At 55.8% G+C, this 15,582-nt stretch carries 8 protein-coding genes; 7 read left to right on the top strand and 1 reads right to left on the bottom strand.

Annotated features, from left to right (window positions below; genetic code table 11):
* Positions 1 to 18 precede the first annotated feature (18 nt).
* Genes addB through P159_RS0113605 form a run of 3 tightly spaced genes read left to right on the top strand, consistent with a single transcriptional unit; the run spans position 19 to position 8,525 of the window.
* Positions 19 to 3,588 (top strand): helicase-exonuclease AddAB subunit AddB, encoded by a 3,570-nt coding sequence (gene addB / locus P159_RS0113615; RefSeq protein ID WP_029544854.1) that lies wholly within the window; start codon positions 19 to 21, stop codon positions 3,586 to 3,588.
* Positions 3,575 to 7,447: a helicase-exonuclease AddAB subunit AddA gene (gene addA, locus P159_RS0113610; RefSeq protein ID WP_029544852.1), complete on the top strand. Its 3,873-nt coding sequence runs from the start codon at positions 3,575 to 3,577 to the stop codon at positions 7,445 to 7,447. Before addB ends, addA begins: the two co-directional genes overlap by 14 nt.
* Before the next feature lie 37 nt (positions 7,448 to 7,484).
* The gene (locus P159_RS0113605; RefSeq protein ID WP_029544851.1) at positions 7,485 to 8,525 is read left to right on the top strand and encodes an acyltransferase family protein; all 1,041 of its coding nucleotides are present in this window, start codon (positions 7,485 to 7,487) and stop codon (positions 8,523 to 8,525) included.
* A 12-nt stretch (positions 8,526 to 8,537) separates the two neighbouring features.
* Here the strand turns inward: P159_RS0113605 and P159_RS0113600 are convergent, their stop codons facing one another.
* Positions 8,538 to 8,864 carry a hypothetical protein gene (locus P159_RS0113600; RefSeq protein WP_029544849.1) on the bottom strand — a complete coding sequence of 109 codons (327 nt, stop codon included), beginning with the start codon at positions 8,862 to 8,864 and terminating at the stop codon, positions 8,538 to 8,540.
* Between the two features lie 286 nt (positions 8,865 to 9,150).
* On the opposite strand from P159_RS0113600, the gene P159_RS0113595 reads away from it, so the two are divergent.
* From P159_RS0113595 to mutL, 4 genes are all read left to right on the top strand, one after another.
* Positions 9,151 to 9,369, top strand: a complete 219-nt coding sequence (locus tag P159_RS0113595) for a hypothetical protein (protein WP_029544847.1) — start codon at positions 9,151 to 9,153, stop codon at positions 9,367 to 9,369.
* A 261-nt stretch (positions 9,370 to 9,630) separates the two neighbouring features.
* Positions 9,631 to 10,962, top strand: a complete 1,332-nt coding sequence (gene miaB / locus P159_RS0113590; RefSeq protein WP_029544845.1) for a tRNA (N6-isopentenyl adenosine(37)-C2)-methylthiotransferase MiaB — start codon at positions 9,631 to 9,633, stop codon at positions 10,960 to 10,962.
* Positions 10,963 to 10,972: 10 nt separating this feature from the next.
* Entirely contained in the window at positions 10,973 to 13,567 is a 2,595-nt protein-coding gene (gene mutS / locus P159_RS0113585; protein WP_029544844.1) for a DNA mismatch repair protein MutS, read from the top strand.
* A complete protein-coding gene (gene mutL / locus P159_RS0113580) occupies positions 13,564 to 15,522 on the top strand; it encodes a DNA mismatch repair endonuclease MutL (RefSeq protein WP_029544842.1) in 1,959 nt (652 codons plus the stop codon). Before mutS ends, mutL begins: the two co-directional genes overlap by 4 nt.
* The last annotated feature ends 60 nt before the right edge of the window (positions 15,523 to 15,582 follow it).

Raw genomic sequence — 15,582 nt, 5'->3', positions numbered from 1 at the left:
TAGAAAGGTATCTGAAATATGACAGCCAAATTAGATTTTATCGTAGGCCGTTCAGGTACGGGCAAGACCAGATACTGCCTTGATTCCATCTGCGCCGCCATCAAAGAGGTGCCCCTGGGTGACCCCCTGGTGCTTTTGGTGCCGGAGCACATGACTTACAAGATGGAGCGTCTGCTGGCTGAAGCTCTGCCGAAAAATGGCAGTGGCTTCATGCGGGCAGTGGTGTTCGGCTTCCGCCGCTTTGCCCGTCAGGTATTATTGGAGACAGGTGGGGCGGGGCTGCCCCGCATCAGCGATGTGGGACGTCAGCTGTTGCTGCGCAAGCTCCTGCTGAAACACCAGCAGGCAGGTGACCTGACGGTTTTTGCCCGGGCTGCCAGGCAGAGGGGCTTTACGGACAGCCTTTCCGGCATGATCAAGGAATTGAAGAGCTACCGCCTGCCCACAGAGCTCCTGCGGGAAACGGCAGCTGGCCTGGGGAAGGGGCGCCTTTCAGGCAAGCTCACGGAAATTGCCCGGCTGGTGGATGATTTTCAGGAGGAGATGCAGGACCGCGCCAATGACAGCGAGGATTTGATGGCCCTGCTGGCGGCCAAGATTCCCAGGTCCACCACCCTGAAAGGTGCGGAAATCTGGGTGGACGGCTTTACTTTCTTCAATCCCCAGGAAATGGAAGTGATGGGAGCCCTGATGTCCGCGGCGGCTGCCGTCCATGTGACCCTGCCCCTGGGAGGACAAAAACTGCCCGGAGGTGCTGTGAATCTGAAGCTGCCGGAAAATGAACTGGAAACGGGACTTTTCCATCGCTCTTATCAGACTTTGGCGGCATTGGAGGAGGTCTGGCACGGTCTGGGAGGCGGCAGCTTTGGCATGACCCTGCTGGAGGGTAGCCAGAGGGCCAAAGTTCCTGCCCTGTCCTTCCTGGAAAAGCATCTTTTTGCCACTGGGGAAGTTGTGTGCGAGGATAGCAGGGGCTTGCGGCTGGTGGAAGCAGCCAATCGCCGCCTGGAGGTGGAGGCCCTGGCCTCGGATATCCTGCGGCTGGCACGCTCCGGCTGGCGTTATCGTGACATAGGCGTGCTGGTGCGGGATGGCGAAGTCTATGACAGCCTTCTGCAGCTGGTATTCCAGGAGTATGGCATCCCCTATTTTTATGATGGCAAGCGCCCCAGTATACATCACCCGCTGGCAGAGCTCCTGCGCTCGGCGGTGGAGACTTTGCGCCAGGGCTGGCGCTATGAGTCTGTGTTCCGCTGCCTGCGCACGGGCTTCTTCCCCTGTGTCAGAGACGATGTGGACAGGCTGGAAAATTACGTGCTGGAGTTCGGCATAAGGGGCAAGGGACGCTGGACCCAGGAAGCCCCCTGGAACTGGCATCGCCGCAGGAGCATTGAAGGGGAGGAGGAACTGGAGGAAAAAGAGACTGAAAGGCTGCTCTATCTGGACGGCCTGCGCCGGCTGGCAGCCCGTCCCCTGATGCATTTGGGCGAGGCGCTGCATGAGGCTAAGAGTGTGCGGGAGATGACAGCCGCCCTCTATGAGTTCCTGGTAGAGCTGCAGGTACCCCAGCGGCTGGCTGAGTGGGAGGAGCTGGCAGAGGCCGAAGGCCGTCTGGCGGATGCGGCGGAGCACCGGCAGATTTGGGAGGACTGCATGGAGCTCTTCGACCAGCTGGTGGAAATCAGCGGCGGGGAGGCCATGGGGCTCCTGGACTACGAGGCAGTGCTTAGCGCTGGCCTTGATGCCCTGAAGATATCCCTGATACCTCCGGGGCTCGACTATGTGACCCTTGCCTCCTTTGACCAGAACAGCCTGGATAATACCCCGGCTCTCTATATCCTGGGGGCAAATGTAGGCATCATGCCCCGGCGCAGCAAGGAACAGGGGCTCCTGACGGATGCGGAGAGAGTGCATATTGCCGATGTCTTTGCGGCCAGAGCCAAGGAGGGTAGGGGCAAATATGCGATTTCCCAGGGCAGTCAGGAGAGAAGCTTTGGGGAGAGGTTCCAGCTTTACCGTGGCTTTTCGGAAGCCAGGGAATATCTCTGGGTGTCCTATGCTCTGGCGGACAGCGAAGGCTCCGGCCTTCAGCCGGCCTCCCTTGTGCAAAGGCTCAGGAAACTCTTCCCGGAGGCAGAGTTCCTTTCCATTCCTCTGGAGACGGTGGAGCGGGAGGATGAGCTGCTGCTCTCTGCCCCGGGACCTGCCCTTTCCGGACTTGCTTCTGCTCTCAGAGGCCAGAAGGAACTGGGCAATATGCAGCCCTTCTGGCAGGATGTATACAACTGGGCCAGGGAACAGCCTGAGATGAAGGACGCCCTGGGGCTGGCTCTCGCCGGACTTTTTGCCAGAGGGCGGGCAGAGTTCCTGCCACCGGAACTGGCCCGGCAGCTCTTCCTCAGCGGCGGGAGGCTCAGGGGCAGTGTCACCCAGTTTGAGCTTTTCAGCAAATGCCCCTTTGCCCATTTTGCCAGCTATGGCCTGAAATTGCGGGAACGGAGGGAGTACAAGTTCCGCTCTTTGGATCTGGGGCAGCTTCTGCACGCAGTTCTCAGCAGCTATGGCAGGCTGGTGGGGGAAAAGTACCATAATGAGTGGGGTGCAGTGCCGGAGGAGCAGCGCGGAGAAATCTGCTATCAGCTCATTGAAGAACTGGCTCCCAGGCTTCAGAGCGAGGTGCTGCTGAGCCGTGACAACTACCGCCACCTCAAGCGCCGGCTTCAGGCCACGGCAGAGCGGGCAGTGGGGCAGCTCACGGCCTGGGCGGTGCTCTCCAAATTCCGTCCTGCCTTTTTCGAGGAACACTTTGGCGGAGCCGGGGACAAGGTGCGGATGAAGCCTCTGCCCTTGGAGGGGGGATACTCCCTGTCCTTCAAGGGGCAGATAGACCGTCTGGATGTGCGGACGGATGCTCCCTATTATCTGGTGATAGACTACAAGACAGGCCAGGCGGCCATCAATGTCTTTGAGGTGTATTATGGCCTGCGGCTGCAGCTTCTGGCTTACCTGCTGGTGGCAAAGGAACTTCTTGCCCAACAGGGGGAGCAGCGACTGCCAGCAGGCATGCTGTATGCTTTTCTCCAGAATCCTCTGATCAAGGGCAGGGAGAAGGGCAAGCTCTCCGGGGAGGAACTGCAGAAGCAGGTGAAGATGAAGCTGCGCATGCCAGGCTGGGTGGTGGCTGACCGGGAAATCATCGAGGCACTGGAGGCAGGAGCCCAGGGGGAATATATCTTTGCCAAGGTCAAGGAGGGCAAGGGGGAGGAGGAGATATCCTTTGTGCCCCCGGACAGCGTGAAGAAGCCTCAGGAGTTCGAACTCCTGCTGGCCTACGTGGAGCATATCCTAAAGGAAACGGGCAACAGGATCCTTGCCGGAGAAATAGCTGTCAGCCCCTACAGGCTGCGCCATGGCAAGCAGGAAGAAAACGCCTGCACCTATTGCCAGTTCAAGGATGTGTGCGGTTTTGATACCAATCTGCCCGGGTGCAGTTACAGGGACATCAGGCCGGAGGAAGCAGCTGTTCTGGAAGATAAGATGGCAGAGCTGATGGGAAGAGAGGATTGGAAGACAAATGGAGTACACTGACGACCAAAGGAAAGCCATCGAGGAGCGGGGCCGGAATATCCTGGTGGCCGCTGCTGCAGGCTCCGGCAAGACCCGGGTGCTGGTGGACCGCATCATAGGCCGGCTCTTGCGGCGGGAATGCAGCGTGGATGAGCTGCTAGTGGTGACCTTCACCAATGCGGCTGCGGCAGAAATGCGGGAGCGTATCGGAGCCTCTCTGGAGGCGCGGCTGCTGGAAGCGGAAACGGCAGAGGAAGCCGGCTGGCTGGACAGGCAGAGCGTGCTGCTGACGGGGGCTTCCATCAGCACTTTCCATGTGTTTTGCCAGCGGATAATCCGTCAGCATATTGAAGCCATTGATGTAGACCCCCAGTTCCGTCTGGCCAGCGAGCAGGAAATGGTGCTCATGAAGCGGGATGTGCTGGAGGAGATGCTGGAGGAGCATTACCGGGAACCGGAGAGGGAGAGTTTTGGCTCAGAGAGAGAATATCTGGCAGCTTGCACAGGCTGGCAGGAATTCCTGGCCTTTGCAGACGACTATGGCAACGACCACGGGGATGAGGAAGTCTACAAGGCTGTCCTGAGCCTTTATGAGTTCAGCCAGAGCCAGCCTTTGCCTGAGGCCTGGCTGAAGAAGCAGGCGGAAAGGTATCAGGCCACCGAGGGCCAGAGTATCTGGGAAACTTCCTGGGGGAGAGAGCTTTGGGCAAGGCTTGAGGAAGGGCGGCGGAACCTTGAGGACCAGGCCGGGGAGTTTGCTCACTGGCTGAAAGAGGGAGCCCTGAGGGAAGCCGGCACTCCTGACAGGAAGGCCGTGGAGGCAGCTCTTGACCCCTATGGGGAGGTGCTTCAGACTACCCTCTCTGCCATTGAGAACATTTTCCAGGCAGGTCAGGACTGGCAGGGCCTATCAGAGGCTTTCCAGTCCTTCAAGCCGGGGAAGCTGTCTTCTGCCAAGGTCTATAAGCCTTTGAAAGAGGATTACCCTGCCCTGAGGGAAACTTTTGACGCAAGGCACAAGGCCTTGAAGGAAGCAGCCAAGGCTTTGGGTACGGATTACTTTCGCTATACCGAGGAAGAGACCCTTGCCATGCTGGTAGAGTGCGGGCCCACCATCAGGCGGTTCACAGCCCTGGCCCTGGACTTCATGGCAGCTCTGCGCCGGGCCAAGCAGGAGCGCAATGTGCTGGACTTCAACGACCTGGAGCATTATGCCCTGCAGATTCTCTGCGCTGATGAGGAGGGGCTTTTGGCAGAGGTGCCCCGCTATGTGCCCAGCGAGGCGGCGCTGCAGTGCCGGGAAAAGTACGTGGAAGTCATGGTGGATGAATATCAGGACACCAACAGCGTGCAGGAGGCCATCCTGTCGCTGGTGGCCCGCCCCCGCTGCCGCTTTACCGTGGGGGATGTGAAGCAGAGCATCTACCGCTTCCGCCTGGCCAATCCATATCTGTTCCAGCGGCAGTATGATTCCTTTCCCCTGGAGCCGGGGGAAAATGATGAAAATGAGCTCATAACCATGCGGCAGAATTTCCGCAGCCGCAAGGAAGTCCTGGCACCTGTCAATTTCATCTTTGACCAGGTCATGCACCGGGAGCCTATGGAAATCGAGTATGATGAGCAGTCAAAGCTCTACCCCGGGGCAGATTTCCCGGAAGAAGGGGGGAGCATGAAAGGGGGCGTAGATATAGATCTGATCCTTGCAGGCAGCGGCGGGGAGAGTGCATCAGACGAAGAGGAAGAAGAGGCAGAGGAGCTGACCGGCTTTGCCCTGGAAGCCAGGCAGATTGCCCTTCGCATTGAGAAGCTCATAGAAAAAGCCCCCAAGGTCTACGAGGGGGGCAAATACCGCCCCCTGATGTACAGGGATATTGCGGTGCTGTTGCGAGCGGTGAAGGGGAAAGCTGAGATATTGCTGGAAACCCTGCGCAAGCACAGCATTCCTGCCTATGCCGATGTCAGCGGGGGCTACTTCAAGGCGCCCGAGGTCAGCCTGATGCTGGATCTTTTGAGCATTGTGGACAACGCCCGCCAGGACATTCCCCTGGCTTCAGTGCTGGCCTCTCCCCTGGGGGGCTTTGCCATGGAAGACCTGGCCAAGCTCAGGCTGGCCTCTGATGAGGAAGACCTCTATGGAGCCCTGCTCACAGCCCAGGCAGTGGAAAGCGGCCTGGAGCCTGAACTGTCTGCCAGGGTGGCAGCTTTCCAGGAGAAGCTGGCCTCCTGGCGCAGCTTTGTGGTGAGTCACAGCGTGCCGGAGCTCATCTGGAAGCTCTATCGGGAAACTGGTTACTACGACTATGTGGGTGGCCTCAGGGGAGGACTCCTCAAGCAGGCCAACCTGCGCATGCTGGCAGACAGGGCAGCTGACTATGAAAAAACCAACTATCGGGGATTATTCCGCTTCCTGCGCTTCATCGAGGAGCTGAAAAAACGGGAGACGGACCTTTCCACGGCCCGTACGCTGGGGGACAGCGAGAATGTAGTGCGCATCATGAGCATCCACAAGAGCAAGGGGCTGGAGTTCCCGGTGGTCTTTGTGTCCGACCTGGGCAAGCAGTTCAACCTCAGCGATGCCAAGGGCACCTTCCTCTACCATCAGGAACTGGGCATAGGTCCCCAGCTGGTGGAGCGCAGCAAGGCCGGACGGCAGCAGTATCAGACCTTGCCCTGGAAGCTCATACAGCAGCGCCTGACAGCTGAATCCAAGGCCGAGGAGCTGCGTGTGCTCTATGTGGCCCTGACCCGGGCCAAGGAAAAGCTCATTCTCACAGGTGTACTGAAAGCCGGGGAAGAGGACATGGAAAAGGTCATGTGCGGCTTCTGCCGGAGCGTAGGCCGGGAGGAGGCTGCACTGCCGGAAGCTGCCTTGAAGTCCGCTAAATGCGCCTTTGACTGGATTCTCCCTGCCGTAGCCCGCCATCAGGCAGGCAGGAAATTGCGGGAACTGGCTGGCCTTGCCCCGGAACTCCTTGACTGGGAGCTGGACCTGGAGCCGGGGGCGGAATTCAAATTGAACCTCATCCCGGGCGGTGAGCTGCAGAGGGAGGAGCAAACTGAAGAGCTGGCAGATGAGCTTATGCAGGCCGTGGAGGCAGGGGAGCCCCTGCCGGATACAGAAAACAGGGAGGCTGTGCGGGAGCGTCTAGGCTGGCAGTACGACAGCCTGGGACTGGAACATGTTTCTGCCAAGGCCACTGTCACGGAGCTGAAATCCCGCAGCTGGCAGGAACAGGCCAGGGAAGAGCCGTACTCCCTGCTGCCGCTGGGAGAGCAGAGCCAGGCTGCGCCTGCTTTGGAAGAAGAATGGGCCCGTCCCCGCTTCCTCCAGCAGAAGCAGGAGAAAAAGACCTTCACCCCCGCCGAGCGTGGCACCCTCATGCACACTGCCTTGCAGCATATAGACTTCCACACTCCCGCCGATTTTACAGCCGTGCGCCGGCAGCTGGAGAATATGGAATTGGCAGGTATTTTCCAGCCCGGGGAAAGGCAGGCTGTGGACGGAGGAAAGATTGTCAATCTCCTGTCTTCCCCGCTGGGGGGAATGTTGCGCAAGGCCCACAGCATCTACCGGGAGCAGCCCTTCTGCCGCCTGCTGCCCGCCAGCCGCTTCTATCCAGAGGCAAAAGACCCTGAAGCAACTATTTTCCTGCAAGGCGTCATAGACCTGCTCTTTGAAGATGAGCAGGGGAAACTGGTGCTGGTGGATTACAAGACGGACAGGGGGATCACAGGAGAGCAGGCTGTAGAGCGCTACAAGACCCAGATAAGTCTCTATCGGGAATCTGTTGAAGCATTGCTGGGGCGCCAGGTGGACAGCTGCTATCTTTATCTGCTGCAGAATGGCATTATGGCCGAATGTCAAGGAAACGCTGAATAGATCAGTGTTTCCTCAGATGTCTGATTAAGGGGGGGAGATGGCTGTGCTTGAAAAAGGCCGCATTGCCTGGCTGGATGCAGTGAAAGGTATTGCCATTGCTTTGGTGGTGGCCTTCCACTGCATTGGCGGGGAATGGTTTTACCCGTTCTCAACGTTCATGATGCCGCTGTTCTTTGTGGCGGCAGGGTATTCCCTGAATTTGCAGAAGTGGCAGGCTCGGAAGCTTGAGTTCTTTTGGTCACGTGTCCGCCGTATCCTGGTTCCATATTTCCTGATGGAAATATGCTTCTGGCCTTTATGGTCTGTACGGGGGTTATATATGCCGCCGGTGGGAACCAGGCTGCCTCCCCTGGAGGCATTAGCTGGCATATTTGAAGGGAACTGTGCAAGCCTGCCTCTCATCGCACTATGGTTTCTTCCTTGTTTTTTCCTGGCAGAAAATATTTTCTTGTGGGCGTTTCCTGACAGGCCCGGGAAAACACCAATAGTGCGGGATATCTTGGCCGCTCTGGCCTTGAGTGCTCTTGGCTATGGAATCAGTTGTTTTGTGCATCTCCCCTGGGGGCTGGACATTGCGCTTTTCGTGCAGGGCTACCTCATGCTGGGAAGATGGCTTCGCCTGGTGGGGGTGCAGAGGCTTTCTGATGCTTGGTGTGTATTGCTGCCCGTCCTTCTGATTGCATTGCAGGTTTACGTCAATGGAAGTTTTGATATGGCCTCAAGAACGTATGGAGTAAATCCTCTGCTGGCTTATATCAGCAATATTGGCGGCTGCATAATGGTGATGCGCATAATGCAGTGGCTGGTAAGGGAAAGTGAAGCATTCTTGGTGGAAATGGGCAGGCGTTCTATGGCTATTTATATTTTGCACCCGCTGGTGCAGATTATTATTACTGATATTTTGCTTTCAACGATTGTAGAGGGGGATTATGGGACTATTTTCTACGTTTGGCAGGCGGGGGTGCCAATTGCTATTTTGGGCATCTTGCTTCCCATATATGTGTCCCGTCATTGGGCGCAGAAACCTTTTTGCGTTATTTGGGACTCTAAGAGTTTATTATGGGAAAATGATTTATGAAGTATAACAAGTTCATTCAGCCAATAACTGGTGAGCCTTTGCGAGCGCTTCTTCTTTTGACATGGCTTTGAAGGTATCTGTATCGCACATGCCTACAACTTTTGGATGTCTGTAAGGGGCATCTATGCCGTTGTCAGTCATGCAGACGTACCTTGTGTTCTCCCAGCCAGTGCGTTCATCGTTCAAGGTCCTCAGCTTGACTTTGAATTTCGCATCAGGATAGGTGGACAGCCATAGCTTCTTTACATGGTCAAGCAATTCTTCCTCAGTGTCAAATGCGGCTGCTTCAGCCATTGCTCTGTCAAGATCGCTTCTTTGAGGGCGAAATACGATTGCCATGCGAAAAACTCCTTTCTGAATATACCATGGGGCTAATAAAGCAGGGAAGTTTGATTCTGTGATGAATATTCTATACATGAAACATGAAAAGATGAGGTAAGAGAAGGTGGATGATCTGGAAAAAGAAAACCACTAAGTTCATGCTGCATGTGTTGGAGAATTTGGTGAATAGTCTTGATTTTTTTTGCTTATGCGTGTAAAATTAAAAATGGAAATTACGATTTGAAAGTAGCTGTATTTTCGCAAGTCATACCACAAAAACATTTGTTGTAGGGAGGAATTTTTAATGGCACGTCAGGTTAATTACGATCAGAAAATCGAGGCAATCAAGGCAAAAATCGAGACCAAGACTGCACAGCTCAAAGCCTTGAAGGACGAGTTGGCAAAAGTTGAGAAGGCTGCAGCTGCCAGCAAGAATGAGGAAGTAGCAAACTTCATTGCCGGCAAGGGTCTGAACCCGGCAGAGGTTTTGGCCGTTCTCCAGGAGAGATTCGGTCAGAACTAAGTCTTGGATTAAATTAAAATACGCATGTAAAGGAGCCGCCTGTTGATGGAAGTCAAAAGGCGGCTCCTTTGTTAGATTAAGTATATAATTCTCTACTGATACTCATTCTGCAGGTTGTCGGAATTGTTTACCCAGTAAAGATATTTTGAGGATAAGTGGCAGGATGTGTAAAATCCCTATAAGAATGATTGGACAGAAGGGCATATTTTTGGTACAATACATCATTACGAGTTACTAGTAATGAAAGGCAATGGAGCAAGCATGGCAGATATAAATGGAAGAAAATATTGCAAGCTGATAGTCTACGGCTGTCAGGGGAATGTCTCCGACGGGGAGCGCATGGCCGGGCAGCTGAAGGCTATTGGCTATGAGCGGACGGAGGAGATGGAGCAGGCGGATCTCATCCTCATCAACACCTGCTGCGTGAGGGAGACGGCTGAGGACAAGGTTTACGGCAAGATCGGGGAAATCAAGGCCCTGAAGCGCAAGAAGCCGGAGCTGATCTTCGGCATTGCGGGCTGCATGGCACAGAAGGAGGGGGAGGCTCTTATCAAAAGGGCTCCCCATATTGACTTCGTGCTGGGCACCAGCAAGGTGCATTCCCTGTCCCAGACAGTGCGCCGCATTGAGGCGGAACGCCAGCATGTGGTGGACGTGAATCTCACGGAAACCGAGCTGCCGGATGAGTCTGAGGCCCCTGTGCTTCGGGATGGCAAGCTGTCTGCCTGGGTGCCCATCATGTACGGCTGCAATAATTTCTGCACCTACTGCATCGTGCCCTATGTGCGAGGCCGGGAGCGCAGCCGTCTGCCGGAGGATATCGTAAAAGAGGTGGAGCAGGCTGCCAGGGCAGGTTATAAGGAAGTTACCCTCCTGGGGCAGAATGTGAACTCCTATGGCAAGGATCACAAGCAAGCTGACTTTGCGGAACTCCTGGCCATGGTGGATAAAGTGGATGGCATTGAGCGGGTGCGCTTCATGACTTCCCACCCCAAAGACCTCAGCGACAAGGTGATTGAGGCCATGGCTCAGGGCAGGCACCTTTGCGAGCATATCCACCTGCCGGTGCAGCATGGCAGCAGCAAGATACTGAAGGCTATGAACCGTGTCTATACGGCTGAGGCCTACAAGGATTTGGTGAAGCGCATCCGCGTGGCTCTGCCTGAGGTGAGCCTGACTACTGACCTGATTGTGGGCTTCCCCGGGGAGACAGAGGAGGACTTTGAGGGGTTGCTCGCTTTTCTCAAGGAAATACGCTATGATGCGGCTTATACCTTCATCTACTCCAAGCGTTCCGGTACCCCTGCCGCGGAGATGGAGGATCAGGTGCCTGAGGATGTGAAGAAGGCAAGGCTCCAGAGACTGATGGAGGTGCAGAACGAAATCAGCCTGGAGATCAATCAGGCCCTCCTGGGCAAGACTCTGGAAGTCATGGTAGAGGGGCCCAGCAAGAATGACGAAAGTGTCTGGATGGGCCATACCCGCAGCAACAAGATTGTGCTTTTCCCCCATGGGCAGGAAAAAGCAGGGGACTTTGTCCAAGTGAAGATAACCAGCCCCCAGACCTGGGTGCTGAAAGGTGAGGTTTGCTAAGGAGGCAGCAATGGAACTTACGCCAATGATGCAGCAATACCTGGCCACGAAAGAGCAGGAGCCTGATGCCCTGCTCTTTTTCCGGTTAGGGGACTTTTATGAGATGTTCTTCGAGGATGCCAAGACCGTGTCCAGGGAGCTGGGCCTGACCCTCACCAGCCGCAGCGGGGACAAGGAAAACTGCCCCATGTGCGGGGTGCCCTACCATGCAGCAGAGCAGTATGTGGGCAAGCTCATTGCCAAGGGCTACAAGGTGGCCATTGCCGAGCAGATTGGCGATCCCAAGGCCAAAGGACTCACCAAAAGGGAAATCATCAAGGTAGTGACTCCCGGCACGGTGCTGTCGGATAATGCCCTGGTAAATGCCAATAACAATTACATTGCCCTGCTCCATGAGGACGCCGTCAGCGGTGATATTGTGCTGGCTGGGGCGGATATCTCCACTGGTGAGTGTTTCTATGGCCTCTATCAGGGGGCAAACCGCCTGCAGATGATGCTGGACGAGCTCTACCGGCTCATGATGCCTGAGCTGGTATTGGTAGGGGCTCTGAGCTTTATGGAGACTCTGCAGGAGTTTGTGGAACTGCGCATGCCAAACTGCCTCTTTACCCGTCTGACAGAGGTTACTGAGGAGATGGAGGATATCCTGGTGCAGCATTTCGATGCTTCCCAGCGTCCCTCCCAGCAGTTGGTGAAGGAAGGGGTGGCAACCCTGCTTTCCTACCTGCACCGCACGGTGAAGACAGACCTTTCCCAGATCAGCAAGCTGACGGTGCTGGATGCCTCGGAAAATCTGGTGATAGATACCTATACTTTGAGGAATCTGGAAATCACCCGCAATCTCAGGGATGGGGGCAAGAAGGATACCCTGCTGGACGTGATGGATATGACCCAGACTGCCATGGGCACCCGCCTGCTGAAGAAGTGGCTGGAGTATCCCCTGCTCAGCATCATGAGCATCGAGGCCAGGCTGGATGCGGTGGAGGAACTTGTAAATGATATGACCCGCCGCAGGAGCCTGCGTGACGCCTGCAAGGAAGTCTATGATTTCGAGCGCCTGCTGACCCGCATCGAGGTGGGGACGGCTAATGCCCGCGATCTGATTTCTCTGAAGGTTTCTCTGGCCTGCCTGCCCGCTATCCGCAGGTCATTGTCAGAGGCCCAGGCAAAGCTGCTGCAGCAGGGCTATGAGGGCATCCAGGAGTTCCAGCCTTTGGTGGAGCTGATTGAGCGGGCTATTGTGGATGAGCCGGGCTTTTCCGTTCGGGAAGGCGGCATCATCAAAGACGGCTACAATGAGGAACTTGATGAGTATCGCCGTTTGTCCCGGGACAGCAAGTCCATGCTGCAGGAAATCGAGGAGCGGGAGAAGGAAGAGACGGGCATCAAGACCCTGAAAATCGGCTACAACAAGGTTTTCGGCTACTATATCGAGGTGCGGAAAAGCGGCACGGATATGGTGCCGGCCCACTATGTGCGCAAGCAGACCCTGGCCAATGCGGAGAGGTACATCACCGATGAGCTCAAGACCTTCGAGACCAAGATCCTGGGGGCGCAGGAAAAGATTGAGGCCATTGAGTACAACCTCTTTACGGAAATCAGGGAGGTCATCAAGGGGCAGCTCTCTTCCATCCAGCAGACAGCTCATGAGATTGCCATTGTGGATGTGCTGGGCAGCCTGGCAGAGGCCGCTTCCGGCTATAACTATGTGCGGCCAAGATTGCGCACGGATGGGGTCATAGACATCAAGGACGGACGTCACCCCTTGGTGGAACGCATTCTTACTCGTGACCTGTTTGTGCCTAATGATACTCATCTAAGCCACGGTGACAGCGAAATCATGCTGATTACCGGGCCCAATATGGCGGGTAAGTCCACCTATATGAGGCAGGTGGCCCTGCTGACCCTCATGGCCCAGATTGGCAGCTTTATCCCTGCCCGGGAGGCTTCCATTTCCCCTGTGGACAGGATTTTCACCCGCATCGGCGCCAGTGACGACCTGGTCAGCGGCCAGAGTACCTTCATGGTGGAGATGAACGAGGTAGCCCAGATCCTGAAATACGCCACCAAGGACAGCCTGGTGATCCTGGATGAGATTGGCCGCGGCACCAGCACCTTTGATGGCATGAGCATTGCCCGGGCGGTGATTGAGCATATCGAGAAGAAAGTCCATGCCAAGACCCTCTTTGCCACCCACTACCATGAATTGACGGATCTGGAAGACGACAAGATCAAGAATTTCTGCGTGGCGGTGAAGGAGCGGGGGACCCAGGTGGCCTTCCTAAGGCGCATTGTGCCGGGGGCGGCTGACAAGTCATACGGCATACATGTGGCGAGACTGGCAGGGCTGCCCAAGGTGGTGACCCAGCGGGCCCAGGACATCCTTACGGAGCTGGAATCACAGCATGGGGAAGCGGTGCCCCAGGTTTCGGCACCCCAGGCAGAGGCAAAGGCCGAAGCAGAACCTATGATGGCCTCCCTTTTTGCCTCCAGTCTCAGCGACAGCCTGCTCTCCCTGGATGTCATGACCATGACACCACTGGAAGCCATGAATGAGCTTTACAAGCTGCAGAAACAGGCCAAAAAGGAGGCGGGGAGAGCATGAAGAGCGAGAGCATTATCCATGTGCTGGATGACAATACCATTAATAAGATAGCCGCAGGCGAAGTGGTGGAGCGTCCCGCCTCCGTGGTGAAGGAACTGGTGGAAAATGCCATGGATGCCGGGGCTACCCGCATTGAGGTGGAGGTCATGGCCGGGGGCACCAGTTTCATGCGGGTGACGGACAACGGCAAGGGTATGAGCGAGGCTGATGCCCGCATGGCTATCCAGCGTCACGCCACCAGCAAGATTCGTGAAGTGTCAGACCTTAATACTATCGGCACTTTGGGGTTTCGAGGGGAGGCCCTGCCCACTATTGCTTCTGTGTCCCGCTTTTCCATGCTGACCCGCCCTCAGGGAGAAGATCTGGGCACCCGGGTTGATATCACTGGGGGAAAGGACCCTGACTTTTCCGAGGCGGGCTGCAGTTTGGGCACTACCATCAAAGTGGAGGACCTGTTCTTCAACACCCCTGCCCGCAAGAAGTTTTTGAAGACCAACCATACGGAAGGGGCTCATATCAACGACTTCATTGTGAAGTTGGCCCTGTCCCGGCCGGATATCGAGTTCCACTTCATCAACAACAACAAGAAAGCAGTGGTGACCCCGGGCAAGGGCAACCTCTTTGACACCATCGGCGCCATTTATGGCCCGCAGGCGGCAGATTCTTTGCTGGCAGTATCCTTTGAGGATGAGGAAGTGAAAATCACGGGCTTCATTACCAAGCCCACCTTTCTCAAGAGCAGCCGCGGCTGGCAGACCTATATCGTAAACGGGCGCATCGTGCAGAACAGGGCCATTGCCAAGGCCATAGACAATGCTTACAAGTCCCTGATACCCAAGAGCGGCTACCCTTTGGCGGTACTGAAGATAGAGGTGCCCCAGCGCACCATAGACGTGAATGTGCATCCCCAGAAAAGCGAGCTGAAGTTCGAGGACGAAAGCCGCATCTTCAAGGCTGTGTATAAGTCTGTGCGGGATGCTATACGTCCGGCAGAACCCCAGGACCTCACCCAGGTGGCAGCGGTGGTGGAGCGGCCCAAGGCCCATTTCACACCACAGCAGGAACCTATGGAATTTGTGCCTGCGACAGAGCCTTTGACTGCAGGGGGAGGCAGAGGAAGCTCAAGTTCCTATTATCAGGACAGGGGCTGGAGGTCTGCTCCTAACCCGGTAGAAATGCCCTGGCAGGATAAGCCGGCTATGACCCTCAGTGAGGCCAGGGAACAGTTGAAGGTTCAAAACTATGTCGAGCTGGAATCGAAAACTGAAAAGGTTGCAGAGGAAAGCATAGAGCCTTCGGTTGAAATAGGCAGGGTGGTTTCCCATGCTTCCGTGGAAAATGCCGGCGTCAATGAGGAGACGGTCTTTGCTTTTGCAGGGGGACTCATGCCCATCGGCCAGGTGGCCCTGACCTATATTGTGGCACAGGACGGCGAGGGACTATATATCGTCGACCAGCACGCTGCCCATGAACGCATTCTCTTTGATCATCTCTGCGCATCGGCAGACAAGATTCCCTCTCAGCAGCTGCTGCTCCATCAGGTGCTCACCTTTGACAGCAAGGAATATGCGATGATTGAGGAACATCAGGAACTCTTCGGGGAACTGGGCTTTGCCCTTTCGCCTGCCGGGGATAGGGAAATGCGCCTTAGCGAGATTCCCGCTGACGTGCCGGTGGCAGAGGCAGAGGACCTGATCAGGGAAATCCTGGAAGGCCTCCATGACCTGCATTCTGTCTCAGCAGCGGAAATTCGCCAGCACGTGCTGGCTACTACCGCCTGCCGGGCTGCCATCAAGGCAGGAGAGGTGCTGAACCTGAAGCAGATGCAGATCCTTCTGGAAGAATTGATGAATACGGCCTTTCCCTATACCTGCCCCCATGGCCGTCCCACCATCCTGAAGTTTTCCAGTGAAGACCTGGCCAAGATGTTCAAGCGCACCGGGTTCAATCTTTAAGTGATGGCATAGCAATACGGATAATTTGAGTTGTCGTAAAAAACGCCTGGCAGGAAAAAT

This window comes from Selenomonas sp. AB3002, assembly GCF_000702545.1.
Lineage (GTDB): Bacteria > Bacillota > Negativicutes > Selenomonadales > Selenomonadaceae > Selenomonas_B > Selenomonas_B ruminantium_A.
The sequence above is the reverse complement of the archived record's forward strand: the minus strand, read 5'-3'. Positions and strand labels throughout refer to the sequence as shown.